Source organism: Limnohabitans sp. Rim47, from assembly GCF_001517545.1.
Taxonomy (GTDB): domain Bacteria; phylum Pseudomonadota; class Gammaproteobacteria; order Burkholderiales; family Burkholderiaceae_C; genus Limnohabitans_A.
Genome location: NZ_FBYA01000002.1, coordinates 301,499 through 319,343 on the forward strand (window position 1 = coordinate 301,499; position 17,845 = coordinate 319,343).

Sequence of the window (17,845 nt, forward strand, 5' to 3'; positions counted from 1 at the left end):
TATTCAAGTCACCGTCCCATGAAACCCTTTCTCATCCAACAACTCGAACGCTACGCCTTGCGCCTGACCGAGCTGGACTTTTTGTTGTCCCGCGAAGACATCATGGCCGACATGGCGCAGTTCCTGAAGCTCTCGCGTGAACACGCCGAGGTCAATGCCGTAGCGACCCGATTTGCCCGATTTCAGCAATGCAACGCCGACCTGGCTGCCGCACAAGCCATGCTGGCCGACGCCGAGCTGCGTGAGATGGCCGAAGAAGAAGTCAGCAGCGCTGTGGCCGAGCTGCAAACACTCGAGGCCGATTTGCAGCGCATGCTGCTGCCCAAAGACCCCGACGACGCTCGCCCAGCTTTTGTCGAAATCCGCGCCGGCACCGGGGGCGACGAGTCGGCCCTTTTCGCCGGCGACTTGCTGCGCATGTACTCGCGCTTTGCCGAGAGCCAAGGCTGGCGGTGCGAGATCGTTTCGGAATCGGTGAGTGAATTGGGCGGCTACAAAGAAGTGGTGGTCCGCATCGAAGGCGACAACGTTTATGGCGCACTCAAATTCGAGTCGGGCGGTCACCGCGTGCAGCGCGTGCCCGCCACCGAAACACAAGGCCGCATCCACACCAGCGCCTGCACCGTGGCGGTCTTGGCCGAGCCGGACGAAGCCGAAGCCATCAAGATCAACCCCTCGGATTTGCGCATTGACACCTACCGCGCCAGCGGTGCGGGCGGGCAGCACATCAACAAAACCGACTCGGCGGTGCGCATCACCCACTTGCCCACCGGCATCGTGGCCGAGTGCCAAGATGGTCGCAGCCAGCACAGCAACAAGGCCCAGGCCCTGAAAGTGCTCACCGCTCGCATTCAAGAAAAAGACCGCGCCGAACGCGCCGCAAAAGACGCCGCCGAGCGCAAAAGCCTGATTGGCAGCGGCGACCGCTCAGACCGCATCCGCACTTACAACTTCCCGCAAGGCCGCCTGACCGACCACCGCATCAACCTGACCTTGTACAAGCTGCTGAGCATCATGGAAGGCGATTTGCAAGACGTGGTTCACGCCTTGCAAAGCTACGAAGCGGCCGAGCAACTGGCCGCGCTGGAAATCGGGGCAACCGCTTAATGAACGCCGCCCCCCTCACCTTGGCCCAATGCCTGAGCCAGGCCCATGCACAGGGCATGGCCCGAGTCGACGCACAGGTGCTGCTGCTGCACAGCGTGGGCCGACCACTGCATGACCGTGCCTGGCTGCTGGCCCACGACCGCGACAGCCTGACGTCCATACAGCAAGCCACATGGCAAGACGCGCTCCAGCGCCGCCAGGGCGGCGAGCCGGTGGCCTACATCACCGGGCGAAAAGATTTTTTTGGATTGACCTTGGCTGTGGATGCCCGAGTGCTGGACCCGCGCCCCGACACCGAAACCCTGGTGGAATGGGCCTTGGCCACCCTGCCTGCACACCATGCACCGAACACCACCAGCTGGCGCATTCTCGACTTGGGCACCGGCAGCGGCGCGGTGGCTTTGGCCCTGCAACATGCACGCCCCGATGCACAGGTGTGGGCGGTGGACGCCAGTGAAGACGCTTTGGCCGTGGCCAGCGCCAATGCACAACGTCTGAATTTACCGGTGCAATTTGTGCGCAGCCACTGGATGGATGCGGTGGCAGGCCCGTTTGAGTTGATCGTCTCCAACCCCCCTTATGTGGCCGAGCATGACCCGCACCTGGCGGCCCTGACCCACGAGCCCTTGCAAGCCCTGACCAGCGGTGCCGATGGGCTCGATGACATTCGCCAGATCATTGGCCAAGCCCCCAGCCGATTGACCCCGGGCGGCTGGCTTTTGCTGGAACATGGATGGGATCAGGCCCAAGCCGTGCAGCAACTGCTGCGCGAGGCAGGGTTTGGACTGGTCCGGTCACACCAGGATCTGTCGGGTGTTGACCGTTGCACAGGTGGGTGCTTTGAATCAGAGAGATAATCCACACCATCCGAAATCGGCACCATTTGGAGCAAAGACCATGAGCGACACCCAACAACGCATCGACGAACTCGTCAAAGGCAACGACATCACCCTGTTCATGAAGGGCAGCGCCAGCTTCCCCATGTGCGGTTTTTCTGGCCGTGCCATTCAGATCCTGAAGGCCGTTGGCGTCGATACCAAGACCGTCAAGACAGTCAACGTACTGGACGATGCAGAGATTCGCCAGGGCATCAAGGAATACAGTAACTGGCCCACCATTCCCCAGCTCTACGTCAAGGGCGAGTTTATTGGCGGCTCGGACATCATGATGGAAATGTACGAATCGGGCGAATTGCAACAGGTGATCAACGGCCAAGCCTGATTAGCCTGGCGGGCACACACCCTTGGTCTCAAGGGTCTGAATTTAAAGCCCCGAAGCCATGAAAAAAGCCAGTCAATTGACTGGCTTTTTGCTTTCTACCGAGTTCAGCTCAACGGAACTTCGATTGTGGAATGACTTTCACATCGCCGTCCAGAGAACCGATGTAACCCGCAATCGCTTTCAATTCGGTATTGGAGAACTGCTTGGCGATGCCACCCATCACGCCATTGTTGCGACCCCAAGTGGCTTGGTTTTCCACTTTGTAAGATTTGAGGGCCACGAACAAGAAGTCTTTGTGCTGGCCGGCAATCTTAGGGTAGCTCGGGTCAATGGGCTTGGAGAAGTTGTCGCCGTGGCAAGAGACGCAAGCGCCCTTTTGCAGCAAAGCAGCCACTTTGGCATCGGGGGTCTTGGGCGCTGTGGCCACAGGCTCGGTTTTGCCGTGTTGCTCGTAATAAGCGGACAGGTCAGCGATGTCTTGATCGCTCAGGCTATTCGCAATGCCGCGCATGGTGGGGTGCTTGCGCTCCCCTTTTTTGTAGGCGGTAAGGGCCGAAGCGATGTATTTTGCATTTTGGCCGGAGATCATCGGCACGCGATAAACCTCAGGGAAACTGGCTTGGTAGCCCTTGATGCCGTGGCAGCCGATGCACATGGCAATCTTCTGTTCAGCGGCTTTGGCATCGCCCTTGATCTCTTGGGCATGGGCGGAAATAGCGGTCACTGAGGCGACAGCCAAGGCAAACATTGAGGTCAGGAGCTGGTTCATTTTGCTTACACAATCCAAATGATTGATAAAAATCAACTGCGGATTATATCGGGCTGGCCCTCATAATCCTGACAAGCTTCTTTCCTGTTTTTGAGAACTCTCCGATCATGAAATTCCAAGGTACCGAAAACTACGTCGCCACTCAGGACCTGATGCTGGCCGTGAACGCTGCCATCACACTCAAGCGGCCTTTGCTGGTCAAGGGTGAACCAGGCACCGGCAAGACCATGCTGGCCGAAGAAGTAGCCCAAGCCTTGGGCCTGCCGCTGCTGCAGTGGCACATCAAATCCACCACCAAAGCACAGCAAGGCTTGTACGAATACGACGCCGTCAGCCGACTGCGCGACAGCCAGCTGGGTGAGGCAAAGGTCAAGGACATCGAGAACTACATCATCAAGGGCGTGCTGTGGCAGGCCTTCACCTCGGAAACCCCGGTGGCCATCTTGATCGATGAAATCGACAAAGCCGACATCGAATTCCCCAACGACCTGTTGCGTGAAATCGACCGCATGGAGTTTTACTGCTATGAAACACGCCAACTGATCAAGGCCAAAACCCGCCCGTTGGTTTTCATCACCTCGAACAACGAAAAAGAACTGCCCGACGCCTTTTTGCGCCGCTGCTTCTTTCACTACATCAAGTTCCCCGAAGCGGACACCATGCGCCAAATTGTGGCGGTGCACTTCCCCACGCTCAAGCAAGACCTGCTGGCCTTGGCGCTCAAGACGTTTTATGACGTCCGCAACCTGCCAGGCCTGAAGAAAAAGCCCTCGACCAGCGAGCTGTTGGACTGGCTCAAGCTGTTGGTGGCCGAAGACATCCCCCTCGAAGCCCTGCAAAGCGCGGACCAAAAAGTGTCTGTCCCACCGCTGGTGGGTGCCCTGCTGAAAAACGAGCAAGACGTGACTTTGTTTGAAAAGCTGGTGTTCATGAACCAGCGCAACCGCTGAGCTGCCGCCATGACTACACCCAACCCCTTGCTCGAAGGCCTGTCTGACGCTGTCGGCTTCGTTGGCGGTGCCTTGGCTGGCTATTGGGCCGGCAAGTTGCTCGGCTGGAACATTTTCAGCGCAGGCTATGACAACGCCAGCATCGGCGGCATTTTGCTGGTCGGCCTGGGCGGCGGCGCTGGCTTACACCTGGCGCGCTTTTGGCGCGGTAAACAAAAATCCAAAGATTCCGACACACCGTCATGAGCGCCTGGATCACCCCCACAACCCTGAGCGGTCAGCATGTGGCACTGGTGCCTCTGGCTGCCACACACCACGACGATCTGGTGGAGGCCGTGTGCGATGGTGAACTCTGGCAGCTTTGGTACACCGCCATTCCCACCCCCGAGGGCATGGCCGCCGAAATCACACGCCGACTTGACTTGCAAACCAAAGGCAGCATGTGTCCGTTTGCCGTGATCGAGCCGGCATCTGGCCGCGCCGTCGGCATGACCACTTACATGAACATCGATGCGACCCACCGCCGCGTCGAAATCGGCTCGACCTGGTACCGCCAAAGCGTGCAACGCAGCCCGCTGAACACCGAGGCCAAACGCCTGTTGCTGACCCATGCATTTGAGCAACTGGGCTGCATCGCGGTGGAGTTGCGCACGCATTACTTCAACCAGCAAAGCCGACGTGCCATCGAGCGCTTGGGCGCCAAGCTCGACGGCGTGCTGCGCAGCCACCAAATCAACCCGCACCCCATGGCGGCAGGCAGCCTGCGCGACACCTGCGTGTACAGCATCATCGCCAGCGAGTGGCCGTCGGTGAAGGCGCATCTGGACTTTCAATTGAGCCGCAACGGCCTCGAGGGCAAACGGCCATGCTGATCGATTTTTTCTACACTCTGCGTGCAGCCAAGTTACCGGTTTCGGTGCGCGAGTACCTGACCCTGCTGGAAGCCTTGCAAGCCAATGTGGTCGGCCCGGCATCTGAGGCCTGCAGCATCGACGATTTTTACCACCTGGCCCGAACGGTCATGGTCAAAGACGAAAAGCATTTCGACAAGTTTGACAAAGCTTTTGGCGCCTACTTCAAGGGCGTGGAGATGCTGACCGACTTCACCAAAGAAGTGCCGCTCGACTGGCTCGAAAAAATCCTGCAAAAAGAACTCACGCCCGAACAAAAAGCGGCCATCGAGAAGATGGGCTGGGACGAGTTGATGGAGACGCTAAAAAAACGCCTCGAAGAACAAAAAGAACGCCACGAAGGCGGCAACAAGTGGATCGGAAAAGGCGGCACCTCTCCCTTTGGCAACGGTGGACACAACCCGCAGGGCATCCGCATCGGCGGCAAAGGTGGCAACAAGAGTGCTGTCAAGGTGTGGGAACAACGGGCCTACAAGGACTACGACGACCAGCAAGAGCTGGGCACGCGCAACATCAAAGTGGCTCTGCGCCGCTTGCGCCGTTTCGCCCGCGAAGGTTCACACGACGAGCTGGACTTGGACGGCACCATACGCAAGACCGCAGCCAATGCCGGTTACCTCGACATCATGATGCGGCCGGAGCGCCATAACAACGTGAAGGTGCTGCTGCTCATGGATGTGGGCGGCACCATGGACGACCACATTGCCCGCGTCGAAGAAATGTTTTCGGCCGTCAAGGCCGAGTTCAAGCACCTTGATTTTTATTACTTCCACAACTGCGTCTATGACTTCATGTGGAAGAACAACAAGCGCCGCTATGCAGAGAAGTTTCCAACCTGGGACATCCTGCGCAAATACAACAAAGACTACAAGCTGATCTTCATCGGGGACGCCACCATGAGCCCTTATGAGATTTTGCAAAAAGGCGGCAGCGTCGAATACAACAACGAAGAGGCCGGGGCCGAGTGGCTGCAACGCCTGACGCACACCTTCCCCAAGTTCGCCTGGATCAACCCCGAGCCACAAGGCGTCTGGCAGTACCGCCAAAGCATTTCGATCATTCAGCAGCTCATGAGCAACCGCATGTATCCACTGACCCTCAAGGGGTTGGAAGATGCGATGCGGATGCTCAGCAAGTGAGTCTTTGGCTGCAAGGCGGCCCTGTAAAATACTGCGCATTGCCACCGTAGTTCAATGGATAGAACTCTCCCCTCCTAAGGGAGTGATACAGGTTCGATTCCTGTCGGGGGCACCAAACTTAAAACGTCTGCACTGCCCTGCCGGTCGTTCACCCCCTGATCGGCCCTGCCGCCACCAAACGCTGAATGGCTCGTTGCAATGGGGCTGCCCGAGCTGTTTGCCCCACAGAGTTCACGCTGTAACGATGTCCCGATGGCAGCAGGTGCAACTGAACGCCCAGCATTTCAATCTGCTCAAGGCTTTCAAGTTCGTTCACATTGGATTGCATCTGCGACGGATCAATCAAGGTCACGGTGCCTTGGCCAATGACTTCAATGGCAGCGCCCCGCTCGATCACCAAAGCGGTATCTTCGTCGATACCGACCCCCAGCAAAAACGGTTCAGGTGAAAGGACTGGTGCAGTGACTGGTAGGCCGGGGTGTCCCACAAGGCATCCATAAGTTTGGACTGATCTCCACCGCTCATGAAAATGCCATTGGCTTGCAAGTTCGCGTCGGTACACGTGCAGGCATTGCCCAGGGAACTTCACAGCGCTGTGTGCGTTGGCCCCTTCAAAATGCCACTTTTTCAGCTTCGAGATAGGCCAAGCTGATGTACTTGCCGATGTTGCCTTCATAGCCCTGCATGGTCTTGGCACGCAAGGTCACACGCGGGTCTTTCAAGACGGCCAGTTTGGCCTCGGCTTCTGACTGACCGTCTTCGACCGCCTTCAGGCAAGGCGCCCATATGCCCGCCAAGAAATCACCATAAGTCTGGAGCAGGTCTTTACCGGGCTGGCCATGGCCCGGCACCCAGATCTGTTCGCCCGCTGCCGCCATCAGCGCTTTGTAGTATTTGAAGGTGCCAGGGTATGAGCCTTCGTCCATGTTGGCAATGCGGTTGGTCATGGCGATATCGCCCACTGCGGTGAGCTTGTCCTGCACTACTTCCACGCACAAATCAGAAGGGGTGTGCGCCGTGCCGTAATGGTGCATGCGCAAGCTCACGTCGCCAAACTGAATCACCTGGCCGTGCTGAACTGGCGTGTTGGGCAAGACCACCTCGGTGCCCAAGGTGGACTGGTTGGTCCAGCGCTCCATCAGACTGCGCCAAAGATTGCCCTCTGCCCCCTTGAGTTTTTCCATGGTGCTGGGCAATGCATAAATGGGCAGCTTGTCGCCGTAGGTTTTGACAAAAGCGTGGTTACCCAGCCAATGGTCGCCGTGGTAATGACTATTGAACACAGCCACCACAGGCTTGTCGGTCACCTTGCGGATCATGCGGATGGCCATTTGGCCGATTTGCAAAGAGGCACCTGAGTCGATCACCACCACACCAGCCGAGGTCACGACAAAAATCACATTGGCCATCATGCCACGGTTTTCAGGGGTGGGAAACCCATCGGTAGAGTAGATCAGCCAGACGTGCGCCGACAATTGTTTGGCAGGAATGTCTGCCACGGGCGGTCCTTCAATGAACTCCTGCGTTTGTTGTGCCAGCAAACGGGCCTCAGGCCACAAAGCGGCACTGCCCAATACGGCACTGCCCAATATCAAATGTCTTCTTTTCATTGGGATCCCCTCACGCAAAAACACAGTGCCTTTCGGCACTGTGTTTGTCCATCACGCAGCGTAGCCTTTGTTTGGCAAAGCGCCCATGATTTTTGGGGCATTGAGCTTGCGCGGCTTGACCCGGCCACCTTGAGCCTTGAGCCAGGTCTCCACCACATCCCAGACTTGTTTGTTGCCCTGGGTGCGGGCTTCTTCGGCCACAGGGGCCCAACCCGCGACCTTGTACTTTTTACCGGCATCAATGAGTTGACCTTTCAGACGCAAATCGCCGATGCGATTGCCCATGGTACCCACCGGGTTACAGCTGTATGACAAACCGCCCACGCGCACCATGTCACCACCTTGTTGGTAATAAGGATCGGGGTTAAACAAGTTGTCGGCTACGTCTTCTAGGACGGTCTTGATGGTCTCGCCCGTCATCTCGGTCACCGTGGCATACGAGTAAGTGGTGGCGGTCATGTCGAGCAACCATTCGCGTGTGATGGCCTGACCTGGCAACAGCGTGGTGCCCCAGCGGAAGCCAGGAGAGAAAGCAATTTCGGCACCTTGCACATCTAACAACGCATCGACCAGCAACTGGTCGCCAGTGCCATTGAAGTTGCCACGGCGGTACAACATGCCATCGGTTACAGCCAGCTTTTCAGACAGTTTGGACTCGTAGGGTGCACGGATCTTGGTGATCAAAGCGTCCATCTCGGGATCGGCCGGCAGCATGTTGGAGAACACAGGCAACAACTTGTAGCGGAAGTCACTGACCTTTTTGTCTTTGACATCAAAGTCGAGCACACCCAGAAACTTGCCATTAGAGCCCGCATTGGTGACCAACGTCTTGCCGCCTTTGTTGGCGATGATCGAGGCCACAGGCATGCCATCGTGCGTGTGACCGCCCATGATGGCATCGATGCCGCTCACGCGGCTGGCCATCTTCAAGTCCACGTCCATGCCGTTGTGGCTGATGACGACAACGACCTGAGCACCTTTGCCACGGGCTTCGTTGACCATCTTTTGCATGTTCTCGTCCTGGATGCCGAACTCCCAGTCGGCCACCATGTAACGCGGGTTCGCAATCGGGGTGTAGGGAAACGCCTGGCCGATGATGGCGCAAGGCACGCCATTGATTTCGCGGATCACATAAGGCTTGAAAACCGGATCGCCAAAGTCATTGGTCTTGACGTTCTGCGCCACAAAATCGACCTTGCCAGCGAAGTCTTTCTCAACGATTTCTTTCACGCGCTCCATGCCCAAGGTGAATTCCCAGTGCCCTGTCATCACGTCGACGCCCAGCAATTTACAGGCATCGACCATGTCCTGACCGTTGGTCCACAGGCTGGTGCCCGAGCCCTGCCAAGTGTCGCCACCGTCGAGCAACAAAGCGCCGGGACGGCTGGCCTTCATGCGTTTGACCAACGTGGCCAAGTGCGCAAAACCGCCGACTTTGCCGTAACGTTTGGCGGCTTTTTCGTAATCAAGGAACGTCAAGGCATGCGCCTCGGCGGTGCCCGGACGGATCTTGGCCACTTGCAACAAATACTCACCCACCAAATGCGGCAAATTGCCCTGCATGGAGCCAATGCCCATGTTGATGCTGGGCTCGCGGAAATAAATCGGCTTGAGCTGCGCATGGCAATCGGTCATGTGCAAAAACGACACATTGCCGAACTTCGGAATGTCGTACAGGCCGTTGGAAGCCGTGGCCGCACTGGCTTCGGCAAAAGAGCCCATGCTCATGCCGGCCATTGTGCCGGCACCCATGACTTGGATAAATTCGCGTTTGGAGAGATTCATATTTGCAATCACTGATATATACGGGGCTAAAAAACCCGGGCAAGCCGGGTTTTCGAGGGCTTACTGGTTAACGGGCGATTTGGGATCAAGCAACAAGCCAACGATGTGGCGCACTTGGGTCTCGTTCAAGATGCCCATGTGGCCAGCGCGTGGCATGTTGGAGCAGGCGTTGTAAGCCTTGGCGTTCCAGATCTTGCCCCAGGTGTATTCGACGATGGCTTTGCTGGCAGGATCGTTCGGATTGGACACGCCACGGATCTTTCCGTAGTTGTACAAGCTCGGACCAATCGTGCCGTAGGAAATCTCTTTGTTGTCTATTTGGTGGCAGTTGTAGCAATTGCCACCATTGACCGTATCGGCCGTATCGCTCCAAGTCAAGCCTCGGCCACTTTGGGCAATTTTTTCACCCTCTTTCCAGTCGCCAATGAATTGCCCATCCGATGGCCACTTGATGGCTTTGAAGTTGGCTTCTTCGATGGCCTTGGCCGTTTTTTCATCCAGCGGCTTGCCAGCCACATCGGCGTCGCTGCAAGCGCGATTGGTTTCGTCAGTGGCGGTGATGCGCTCTACTTTGACAGCACCTTCGTCACGGAAAGAAGTCTTGACAATTTTGTCGGTCAAAGCGTTCAGTTCGGCAAGTGATGGGCCGGATGCGCAGCCTGCAGCCACCAAAGCGGCCGCCAAGCTGGCCAATACAAGTTGGGTCTTTTTGTTCATGTGGTTCTCCTGGTCAGGTCAGCGTTTGATGGCCGGTGCGATCGAGACAGCACCCTTGGCATTCACGCCCAAATAGGTGGCCAAAGCGACAGTGGCGTCACTGGCAAAACCGGGATAAGGGAAGCGTTGCTGGCGGTAGCAATCGTTCAGGCGCAATTGCATGCTCCACATCTGGCCATTCGACACGCGGTAGGCAGGCCAGGCAGCAAAACCAACGCCGTCACCGGGGTTCTTGCTCAGAATCGGCAAGTCTTGCAAGCGAATGCGTTTGCCCTCTTCGCCGTGGCAAGACGCGCAAGAAAAATCATGGGGGCCGCCACGTTGAAAGAACAGACGCTTGCCCACTTCGTAGAACGTTTGTTCTTGCTGGTGTGACTGAGAGAGGTTGAACTTCAAGCCCTTGGATTCGGCAGCGATCCAAGTGGCCAAAGCGGTAACGTTGGCCATTTCGCCACGCCCAAAAGCAGTCTTGGAAATTTCAGCGGCATTGAAGCCTTGCAAAGTTTCCATGCAGGTGACAAGACGGGATTCCAGGTCTTGCATGCGTTGGGTGTCAGCAAAATAACGAGGCAAGGCGACAAAAGCACCTTTCACCACCCCTGGCCCTTGACCCAGATCGCACTTTTCGAGCGAGGCATTTTTGGGTCCACGCGCCATTTTCCAGAGGTCTTCGCCTTTGGCTTCAAAAAGTTCAGCTGGGTTGCCGTCTTGCAACATGGCGCGGTATTCATCAATGCCTTGGCTGGCCGTTTTTTGGGCCATTGCCGGCGCTAAAGACAGGGCCAAGGCCGCTGCCATCGAAAGGGTTGCTGCTTTTTTCATTGTCACCTCTTTGGTTTGATCAAACGCAAAAAGGGTGAAGTGCTGACTTCACCCTTTTCCAACTCAACAGAAGATCACGACACCGTGGCTTCGTCGGTGCGGCTCTCGCCCTTGTTGTCTTTCCAAGTCACTGCAATTTTGTCACCGGCCTTAGCGCCTTTGACAGCGAATTGCAGAAACGGGTTTTTGGACACTGCAGGACCCCATTCAGCGGCCAGCACTTGCTTGCCGTTGAGGTTGGCTGTGACTTCCTGGATGTACCAGGCGGGCACGGTTTTGCCAGCCGCGTCTTTGCGCTGACCGGATTCCATCTCGTGGCTCATCAGCACACGGACAGTTGCTTTGTCGCCCGAGGCTTGGGCACGAATGCGCATTGGATCTGCCATTTTTTTCTCCTAAATCTTTCAATGAATCAATGTGAGGTCGAATGTTTGCAGGGCTTAACCGCCGCAACCACCCAAGGTGACCTTGACTTCTTTTTTGGCCCACAAGGCTTTGCCGTCGTTCATGATGGCCACAGCGTAGACATCGGAAGACTGGCCCATTTTTGCGCGGGTCGTGAAATTGGTTTCCACGGCATCGGACACATGGAACATGGCCACGAGGGCTGCTGGGTTCTTCTCGACCAAAATCAGCATGTGCTTGACACCTGGCAGCGCTGTGCTGGCACCCAAAGGCACCACTGCACCGTTTTCGGCGATGTCCGGACCGGTGATGGTCACGTCTTTGCTCTCAGCCAAACTGGAAGCACCAGCGGCTTTGGCGGCGTCTTGCACCGACTTCGCGTCGAATGCGGCTTTGTTGAATGCAGCGTGGGCAAACTGAGGGAAGCCAGCAGTGGCCAAGAGGCCCGCCACAACAGCGGTTTGCTTGAGTGTCTCACGACGGTTTTGCATCTGATATCTCCTTGATGATTGAGTGATGCTATTGAAACAGGTTCAGCAGTACAACGGGTAAAGCCCGTATTACTTGCTGGCCCCCTTGGAAATCCATTCGGCAATTTTCTTGGCGTCAGCCTCAGGCAGCGATTGTGGCGGCATCGGTATTTGTCCGTAAACGCCAACACCCCCGGCCTTGATTTTGCCTGTCAAATAGTCTACTTTTCCGGCATTTTTCTTGGCAACTTCATTGAAGCCAGGTCCGACGATCTTCTTGTCGACGCCATGACATGCAGTGCAGCTGTACTTGTTCAAAAGTGCAATCGCCGCTTTAGCTTCGTTGTTTTCTGGCTTGGCTGCTGCAACAGGGGCAACTGCGGCCACGGGTGTACCGGCCTTGGGTTCAGGCTTGGTCGTGTCTGCGCCGCGCTGAGCACCCACGATTCGGTTTTGCTCGAGCAAGTTGCCATGGGCATTGCGTGCAAAGTCGGGCAAGAAAGAAGCCACTTTGGGTTCTGGCGTGCAGTCTTTCATGCAAACTTTATTGGCTGTGTCAGGTTTTTTAACGCCTGCAAACTCGTTGCCTGGCCACATCGCATGCTGGGTTTGCATGCCATTGCGGTTGGGCATGCGGGCTTGCACTTCGGCGATGTTCTTGTCTGACAGCACGTAGTTGTCAGGCACGATATTGGCCAAGTTCAGCAAAAACGCCGTCACAGCATAGACCTCTTCAGTGGTCAAGCTCTTGGGGCTGGTCCAAGGCATGGCTCGGTTGATGTAATCCCACACGGTCGAGACTGTCGCCACTTTCATGATCGTGGTCCGACCGGGGTAGTCCGAACGGTTCAAGTTGGCCACGCGCCCATTCTTGATGTCCTCAGCCGTGGTGCCGCCAATCAAAGGGCTGAACACTTCACCAGACTCACCAAACACACCATGGCAGTGAGCACACTTGCCCTCCCACACATCTTGGCCTTTGGCGACTGAACCCGAACCCGCAGGCAAGCCCTTGAAATCGGGACGCACATCGATGTCCCATTTGGCTACTTCTTTGGGCGTGGCATCACGGCCCACACCGGGAAACTTTGAACTCTGGGCAGAGGCCATACCAGCCACTGCCAGTAAGGCCACCGTCAAAACGGCATTACGAAACCTGGACATTTTTCACCTCACCGTTTTCCTGAACCAACCACGACTGGATGGCATTGTTGTGATAAATCGAACGCGTACCTCGCACACCGCGCAACTGCTGGTAGGTGGGCTGCACATGTCCTGTGTCGTCTTGCGCACGGCTTTGGATGATGGCGGGCTTACCGTCCCACACCCAGTCGAGGTTGAAACGTGACAAGGCTTTGGACAAGACCGGTGTTTCCAGTCGAGCCTGGCGCCAATTGCGACCACCGTCGGTAGACACGTCCACGCGTTTAATCTTGCCTTTGCCTGACCAAGCCAGGCCAGTGATGTTGTAAAAACCTTTGTCCAGCAACACCTGGCCACCCGATGGCGTAGTCACCACGCTTTTGACTTCCTGAATGTTGGTGTACTGGCGATGCATGCCTCCGGGTTGCAAATCGATGTAGTGAATCGCTTCGTCCTTGGCGGCATAGGGCTTGTCGCCCACTTCGACGCGGCGCAGGTACTTGACCCAGCTCACGCCCTGCACACCGGGCACCACCAAACGCAGGGGATAACCGTTTTCGGGGCGAAGCATTTCACCGTTCTGACCATAGGCCACGATGACTTCACCCGAAGTGATCAAGCTCATCGGAATGGTGCGGGTCATGGACGAACCATCACCGCCTTCAGCCAACACAAACTTGCCGTTTTTCAGGTCAGCACCCGCCAACTCCAGCAAAGTGATCAAGGGCACGCCAGTGAACTCGCTGCACGACAACATGCCGTGTGTGTATTGCACGGTGGGCACGGCCACGTTGCCCCACTCGGTCGCGCTGTTGGCGCCACACTCAATGAAGTGGAAACGCGAGACCGAAGGCAAACGCATGATCTCGTCCATGGTGAAAACCATGTTCTTTTTGACCATGCCGTTGATCATGAAACGGTGCTTGGAGGGATCGATGTCCCACCAGCCTTGGTGGTGCCGCTCGAAGTGCAAACCACTTGGCGTGACGATGCCAAACAATGACTGCAGCGGCGCGAACGACACCGAAGCCTGAGTGGTCTGTGTGAGGCCGGGGCTTTGGCGGCGCTGCAAGTTCGCTTCGAACTTGGAGGGCTTGCCGTACCCTTCGACCGCCACACCTTGACCCAAGCCCACTGCGTGCTCGGGCAAGGTCAAGATGTTGGGATCGCCGCCCTCGACGGGCACTGGGTTGCCTTGGGCCATGGCCATGGGGGCCGCGGCACCTGCAGCCGCAGCTGCAAAGGCGTTGCGAATGAAATCACGGCGGCCTTTTTTGCCTTCGGCAAAAACCTCCTTGACGCCACTTTGGGTCAGGAAGTTTTCAGGTGCTTTTTGCACTCTTCCTGAATGGATGCTGTCTTCTTTCACACAAACTCCTCGTTTTGAGTTTTCAATTTACTGCCGCATCAATGGCCACCTGTGTGCACACAGCACGGCAAACCACCACAGCAGATTCGTCTGCAATCCGATAAAACATCTGAGCCCCTTGACGACGTTTGCCCAAAATACCCGCCCTGTACATGATGTTCAGATGCTGCGACATATTGGGTTGAGCCACGTCAATGTGGTCCAGCAATTGCCCTACGTTTTTTTCCCCTTGGCACAGCTCGCTGATGATGCGTAAACGAATGGGGGTTGACAGTACGGCAAACAACTCAGCCGCCTTATCAAACACTTCATCCATTTCTTCGCTCATGCGTGCTTTGCTGTTAGGTTCGTATATTCGGATGTGCGAATATATACGATAAACGATGAATCTGATTCAGGGATTACACCAACACACCTCTGATCAAAAAAATCTCTGATCAGAGGGTTGCCATCATCAATAGCTGTAGTTCATGAGAAATTGATAATTGGTTTGTGCATGCGAAATGCTCACACCAGAACCCGAGGTAACAGACACATTCGGTGCGTGTGATACCGCTGCATCCAAGCCCAACTTATCGGTGATCCGATAGCTCATACCCGCAGTAAAGTGCTTTTTCACAATTGCAGGAAACAGTGGGTTAACGTAATTGTCTGGTATCGGATTGCTAGATTGGTTGAAGCCTGCACGCAAGACAAGAACTTCACTCGTTTTGTAAGACCCACCCAAAGACACCACGGTTTGATCTTTCCAGTTTTGAGGCATTGAAAAGTCAACCTGTCCGCCCATACCTGCACTGATGTAAGTCATATTGAAACTTTTCATCACATCGTGCCATCTAATTCTCTTGATATCTGCGACCAATGTCAAAGCAGAATTGGCTTTGAAGGCCAAGCCCAAGGCTGTGCTGCTAGGCATTTGAAAATCACGAACGATGATTTGTCCTTGGTCCATGAATCCACCTGCAGCGCTCATGCTTGCACCAGTAGAATTTGTTTTCATATCACCCACATTGGTTTTTAGGTGGTGCGTGATGCCCAGAGACAAATTAGGGCTAGCTTGGTAAACAGCACCCAACTTGCCAGTCCAGCCGGTAGATGTTGCTGCACCTGAAAAATCACTGTTGTTCGAAAAATCAATTCGTGCCCATGACGCCGCAGCAAGCTGCGGAAGAGCACTGCCCAAATTCCCAGATGGCATACCCGTAACCATACCCCCTAACTGCTGCCCACTTGCTGCCATCTTCATGTCAAGTCCCGACCATGTGTAGTCCAGAGAACCACCGACACTCAATTGCTCGTTGACTTTGAAAGACAACGGAAAAATCACACGACCTGCACCCAATTCAGAGCGCACACCACTGCCAGACCCCATAGCCAAGAAACTGTCAGCTCCGTATTCAGTCCCCATGCCACCTTGTCCAAAAATACCAACACCCCATGTCATCTGATCGCTCTTACGAACCCAGCCCAAAGCTGGCATGACGTAAGAAGTTCCACTGGATGAAGCTACAGGCATTCCTTGCACACTTGATTTAACGTTAGGCCCCAATATCCCCATAGCCACATCAAGACGGGAACCAACCACCCCCAATTGCAATGTTGCAGGATTGTTCATCATGCCGGCCGTACCGTTGTAATAAGCTGTAGATGCTCCGCCCTGTGCTAGCGACTCAGGGCCATAGCCCTCCATCAACATGCCATTGGTAGCCCAAGCTGCCGAACCCGTTGCCAAAACAGCGGCTAACACGGTGGCGCGCAAAGTGTTGATTTTTTTCATTGTTGTCTCCAGTTTTTGTCAGATCAAAACTCACCCTTGCTGCCGCGTTCCATCATTTCCCAAATGGTGTCGCGAACAGCTTTGGCTTCTTCTTTGAGGGGCGATGGCAGCTTGCGGCCCATCTTGACCATCATGTCCATGTTGAGTGTGTACAGCCACAGGCCGTCTTCTTTTTCAACCATGGACACACGGCAAGGCAAGTAAGCGGCCATGTGTGGGCTGAAATCGACCATGCGGCGTGCTGTCGCAGGCGAACAGAACGAGTAGACGGTCAGCAGTTTTTCTTTTTTGCCCGAACGTGCTTCGAGCTCTTTTGACAAAGGCAAAGTGCCCACATCGCGCATATTGCGCTCTGTCGCCACTTGTTTGAGGACTTGCTCGACCTCTTGGGCGGTCACGCCCTGCTTGACTTTGCGCTCCCAGGTGGTGGCCACAGCGATGTCGCCTTCTCCGTCAACCCAACGATCCCACATGCGACTGGCTTCTGCGCCCGCACCAGACTCCAACTTACCGAGGGTGCTGATGGTGCCGCAACCGGTCAACCAGATCGAGCTGGCCAAAACGGCCCATTTCATCCATGTGAAAGCTTTGCGCATTGATGTTCTCCTGAAGTCTTGCAATGAAGGGTGCCAAGCAGGCACACCATGTGCCTTGCTGGGTTGATATCGATCATCCTTGACGCAGAAGAAAACGGGTATTGGCAGATACCCTATACCCTATGGGGTAAGGTATTTGTCAGCTCAAATCAATTAGAGCTCTTAATGCCTCACTTGAACTTGTAGTGGTTTCGATTGAGTACCGCAGCGACCGAATTGACCTCTTCAGGGAACATGCCCAAATTCAATTCGGTGTTGCATTGCTCGACCATGCCTCGCAGCAACGCGGTACTGTTGATGCGGCCCTGGGGTTTATAGATGGCACTGCCATCACCCCCGACTTTGCCCACATGGCAAGCCACGCAATGGTTGTCAGCGATTAATTTTTCGCCCAACTTGTAATCCGCATCTTTGAAGATCGCGGGTTGTGCCTGGACACAGACCGTAAAGAAGGAAGCAGTGCAGGCCAGCAGCAAAGACGTGTGCAATTTCATGTTTTCTCCCATTAAAAAAGCCGCTCAAAGGATAACCTTTGAGCGGCAAGAAAAAAGCCACGAGTACCAATCGAGCTTTCTAAACAATCATGACTTTTGACCCGTTGAGCGGGAGGTTGAATTTACTTGGCACCCGCCAAGATCCAGGCAGCCAAAGTTTGCGCATCGGCATCGCTCAAAGCGGCTTGTGCGGGCATGGGAATTGGGCCCCATTTTCCTGAACCACCCGCCTTGATGTTCTTGGCCAAAGTGGCGACAGCGTCTTTTTGACCAGCATATTTTTTAGCGACGTCTTGGTAAGCAGGGCCAACCAGTTTTTTGTCGACCGCATGGCAGGCCATGCAAGCGTTTTTCTTGGCCATGTCCATGTTGGCAAAAGCGGGGGCAGACAACAAGGCCGACACGGCGGCAACGGCAAAAATTAATTTCATGAGAGCTCCTGAAAGAATAAATATAACTGGCGGCTAATTTAACCGAAATCGAAGCCCCTTTGGACACTTCGAGCTCATTCGCTCATCAGGGATTTCACTGAGGCAGCAAAAATAAAACGCCGATATCGA

Annotated in this window: 22 protein-coding genes and 1 tRNA gene; 8 read left to right on the forward strand and 15 right to left on the reverse strand. The window is 55.4% G+C overall.

The features are described from left to right. Positions 1-18 precede the first annotated feature (18 nt). The 3 genes from prfA to grxD are packed head-to-tail and all read left to right on the forward strand — an operon-like array spanning position 19 to position 2,328. Positions 19-1,107 carry a peptide chain release factor 1 gene (gene prfA, locus BN3544_RS06320; RefSeq protein ID WP_019430117.1) on the forward strand — a complete coding sequence of 363 codons (1,089 nt, stop codon included), beginning with the start codon at positions 19-21 and terminating at the stop codon, positions 1,105-1,107. Then, the gene (gene prmC / locus BN3544_RS06325; protein WP_019430118.1) at positions 1,107-1,964 is read left to right on the forward strand and encodes a peptide chain release factor N(5)-glutamine methyltransferase; all 858 of its coding nucleotides are present in this window, start codon (positions 1,107-1,109) and stop codon (positions 1,962-1,964) included. Before prfA ends, prmC begins: the two co-directional genes overlap by 1 nt. 40 nt (positions 1,965-2,004) lie before the next feature. Beyond that, on the forward strand, positions 2,005-2,328 hold the full coding sequence (gene grxD, locus BN3544_RS06330; RefSeq protein WP_019430119.1) for a Grx4 family monothiol glutaredoxin: 324 nt from the start codon (positions 2,005-2,007) through the stop codon (positions 2,326-2,328). Positions 2,329-2,437: 109 nt separating this feature from the next. On the opposite strand, the gene BN3544_RS06335 is transcribed toward grxD, so the two are convergent. Continuing rightward, a complete protein-coding gene (locus BN3544_RS06335; protein ID WP_019430120.1) occupies positions 2,438-3,097 on the reverse strand; it encodes a c-type cytochrome in 660 nt (219 codons plus the stop codon). 107 nt (positions 3,098-3,204) lie between these two features. On the opposite strand from BN3544_RS06335, the gene BN3544_RS06340 reads away from it, so the two are divergent. The 5 genes from BN3544_RS06340 to BN3544_RS06360 all read left to right on the forward strand — a co-directional run bounded on the left by BN3544_RS06340 (position 3,205) and on the right by BN3544_RS06360 (position 6,212). Beyond that, positions 3,205-4,047: an AAA family ATPase gene (locus BN3544_RS06340; protein ID WP_019430121.1), complete on the forward strand. Its 843-nt coding sequence runs from the start codon at positions 3,205-3,207 to the stop codon at positions 4,045-4,047. A 9-nt stretch (positions 4,048-4,056) separates the two neighbouring features. Further along, positions 4,057-4,293, forward strand: a complete 237-nt coding sequence (locus BN3544_RS06345; protein ID WP_019430122.1) for a hypothetical protein — start codon at positions 4,057-4,059, stop codon at positions 4,291-4,293. Then, positions 4,290-4,919 carry a GNAT family N-acetyltransferase gene (locus BN3544_RS06350; protein WP_019430123.1) on the forward strand — a complete coding sequence of 210 codons (630 nt, stop codon included), beginning with the start codon at positions 4,290-4,292 and terminating at the stop codon, positions 4,917-4,919. Before BN3544_RS06345 ends, BN3544_RS06350 begins: the two co-directional genes overlap by 4 nt. Continuing rightward, entirely contained in the window at positions 4,913-6,097 is a 1,185-nt protein-coding gene (locus BN3544_RS06355; RefSeq protein ID WP_019430124.1) for a vWA domain-containing protein, read from the forward strand. The genes BN3544_RS06350 and BN3544_RS06355 overlap by 7 nt, the downstream gene beginning before the upstream one ends. A 40-nt stretch (positions 6,098-6,137) precedes the next feature. Continuing rightward, positions 6,138-6,212 (forward strand) — tRNA-Arg (locus tag BN3544_RS06360). A 33-nt stretch (positions 6,213-6,245) separates the two neighbouring features. On the opposite strand, the gene BN3544_RS06365 is transcribed toward BN3544_RS06360, so the two are convergent. The 14 genes from BN3544_RS06365 to BN3544_RS06430 form a co-directional block, all read right to left on the reverse strand. Beyond that, a complete protein-coding gene (locus tag BN3544_RS06365) occupies positions 6,246-6,530 on the reverse strand; it encodes a type 1 glutamine amidotransferase family protein (RefSeq protein WP_019430125.1) in 285 nt (94 codons plus the stop codon). A 178-nt stretch (positions 6,531-6,708) separates the two neighbouring features. Then, complete coding sequence (locus BN3544_RS06370; RefSeq protein WP_036075131.1) at positions 6,709-7,707, reverse strand: MBL fold metallo-hydrolase; 999 nt, start codon at positions 7,705-7,707, stop codon at positions 6,709-6,711. Between the two features lie 51 nt (positions 7,708-7,758). Beyond that, on the reverse strand, positions 7,759-9,492 hold the full coding sequence (soxB, locus tag BN3544_RS06375) for a thiosulfohydrolase SoxB (RefSeq protein ID WP_019430127.1): 1,734 nt from the start codon (positions 9,490-9,492) through the stop codon (positions 7,759-7,761). A 60-nt stretch (positions 9,493-9,552) separates the two neighbouring features. After that, a complete protein-coding gene (gene soxX / locus BN3544_RS06380; RefSeq protein WP_019430128.1) occupies positions 9,553-10,209 on the reverse strand; it encodes a sulfur oxidation c-type cytochrome SoxX in 657 nt (218 codons plus the stop codon). An 18-nt stretch (positions 10,210-10,227) separates the two neighbouring features. Continuing rightward, positions 10,228-11,031, reverse strand: coding sequence for a sulfur oxidation c-type cytochrome SoxA (gene soxA / locus BN3544_RS06385; RefSeq protein ID WP_019430129.1), 804 nt, complete (start codon positions 11,029-11,031; stop codon positions 10,228-10,230). A 74-nt stretch (positions 11,032-11,105) separates the two neighbouring features. Further along, complete coding sequence (gene soxZ / locus BN3544_RS06390) at positions 11,106-11,417, reverse strand: thiosulfate oxidation carrier complex protein SoxZ (protein WP_026036676.1); 312 nt, start codon at positions 11,415-11,417, stop codon at positions 11,106-11,108. A 54-nt stretch (positions 11,418-11,471) separates the two neighbouring features. Continuing rightward, the gene (gene soxY / locus BN3544_RS06395; protein ID WP_019430131.1) at positions 11,472-11,927 is read right to left on the reverse strand and encodes a thiosulfate oxidation carrier protein SoxY; all 456 of its coding nucleotides are present in this window, start codon (positions 11,925-11,927) and stop codon (positions 11,472-11,474) included. 69 nt (positions 11,928-11,996) lie between these two features. Continuing rightward, positions 11,997-13,070, reverse strand: coding sequence for a c-type cytochrome (locus BN3544_RS06400; RefSeq protein WP_026036677.1), 1,074 nt, complete (start codon positions 13,068-13,070; stop codon positions 11,997-11,999). Continuing rightward, complete coding sequence (soxC, locus tag BN3544_RS06405; RefSeq protein ID WP_231733907.1) at positions 13,054-14,418, reverse strand: sulfite dehydrogenase; 1,365 nt, start codon at positions 14,416-14,418, stop codon at positions 13,054-13,056. The genes BN3544_RS06400 and soxC overlap by 17 nt, the downstream gene beginning before the upstream one ends. Before the next feature lie 22 nt (positions 14,419-14,440). Next, positions 14,441-14,746 (reverse strand): ArsR/SmtB family transcription factor, encoded by a 306-nt coding sequence (locus BN3544_RS06410; protein WP_019430134.1) that lies wholly within the window; start codon positions 14,744-14,746, stop codon positions 14,441-14,443. Between the two features lie 126 nt (positions 14,747-14,872). After that, positions 14,873-16,195: an OmpP1/FadL family transporter gene (locus BN3544_RS06415; protein ID WP_019430135.1), complete on the reverse strand. Its 1,323-nt coding sequence runs from the start codon at positions 16,193-16,195 to the stop codon at positions 14,873-14,875. Positions 16,196-16,218: 23 nt separating this feature from the next. Further along, complete coding sequence (locus BN3544_RS06420) at positions 16,219-16,791, reverse strand: DUF302 domain-containing protein (protein WP_019430136.1); 573 nt, start codon at positions 16,789-16,791, stop codon at positions 16,219-16,221. A 170-nt stretch (positions 16,792-16,961) separates the two neighbouring features. After that, positions 16,962-17,285, reverse strand: coding sequence for a hypothetical protein (locus BN3544_RS06425; RefSeq protein ID WP_019430137.1), 324 nt, complete (start codon positions 17,283-17,285; stop codon positions 16,962-16,964). Positions 17,286-17,407: 122 nt separating this feature from the next. Then, positions 17,408-17,716 carry a c-type cytochrome gene (locus BN3544_RS06430; protein WP_019430138.1) on the reverse strand — a complete coding sequence of 103 codons (309 nt, stop codon included), beginning with the start codon at positions 17,714-17,716 and terminating at the stop codon, positions 17,408-17,410. Positions 17,717-17,845: the final 129 nt, after the last annotated feature.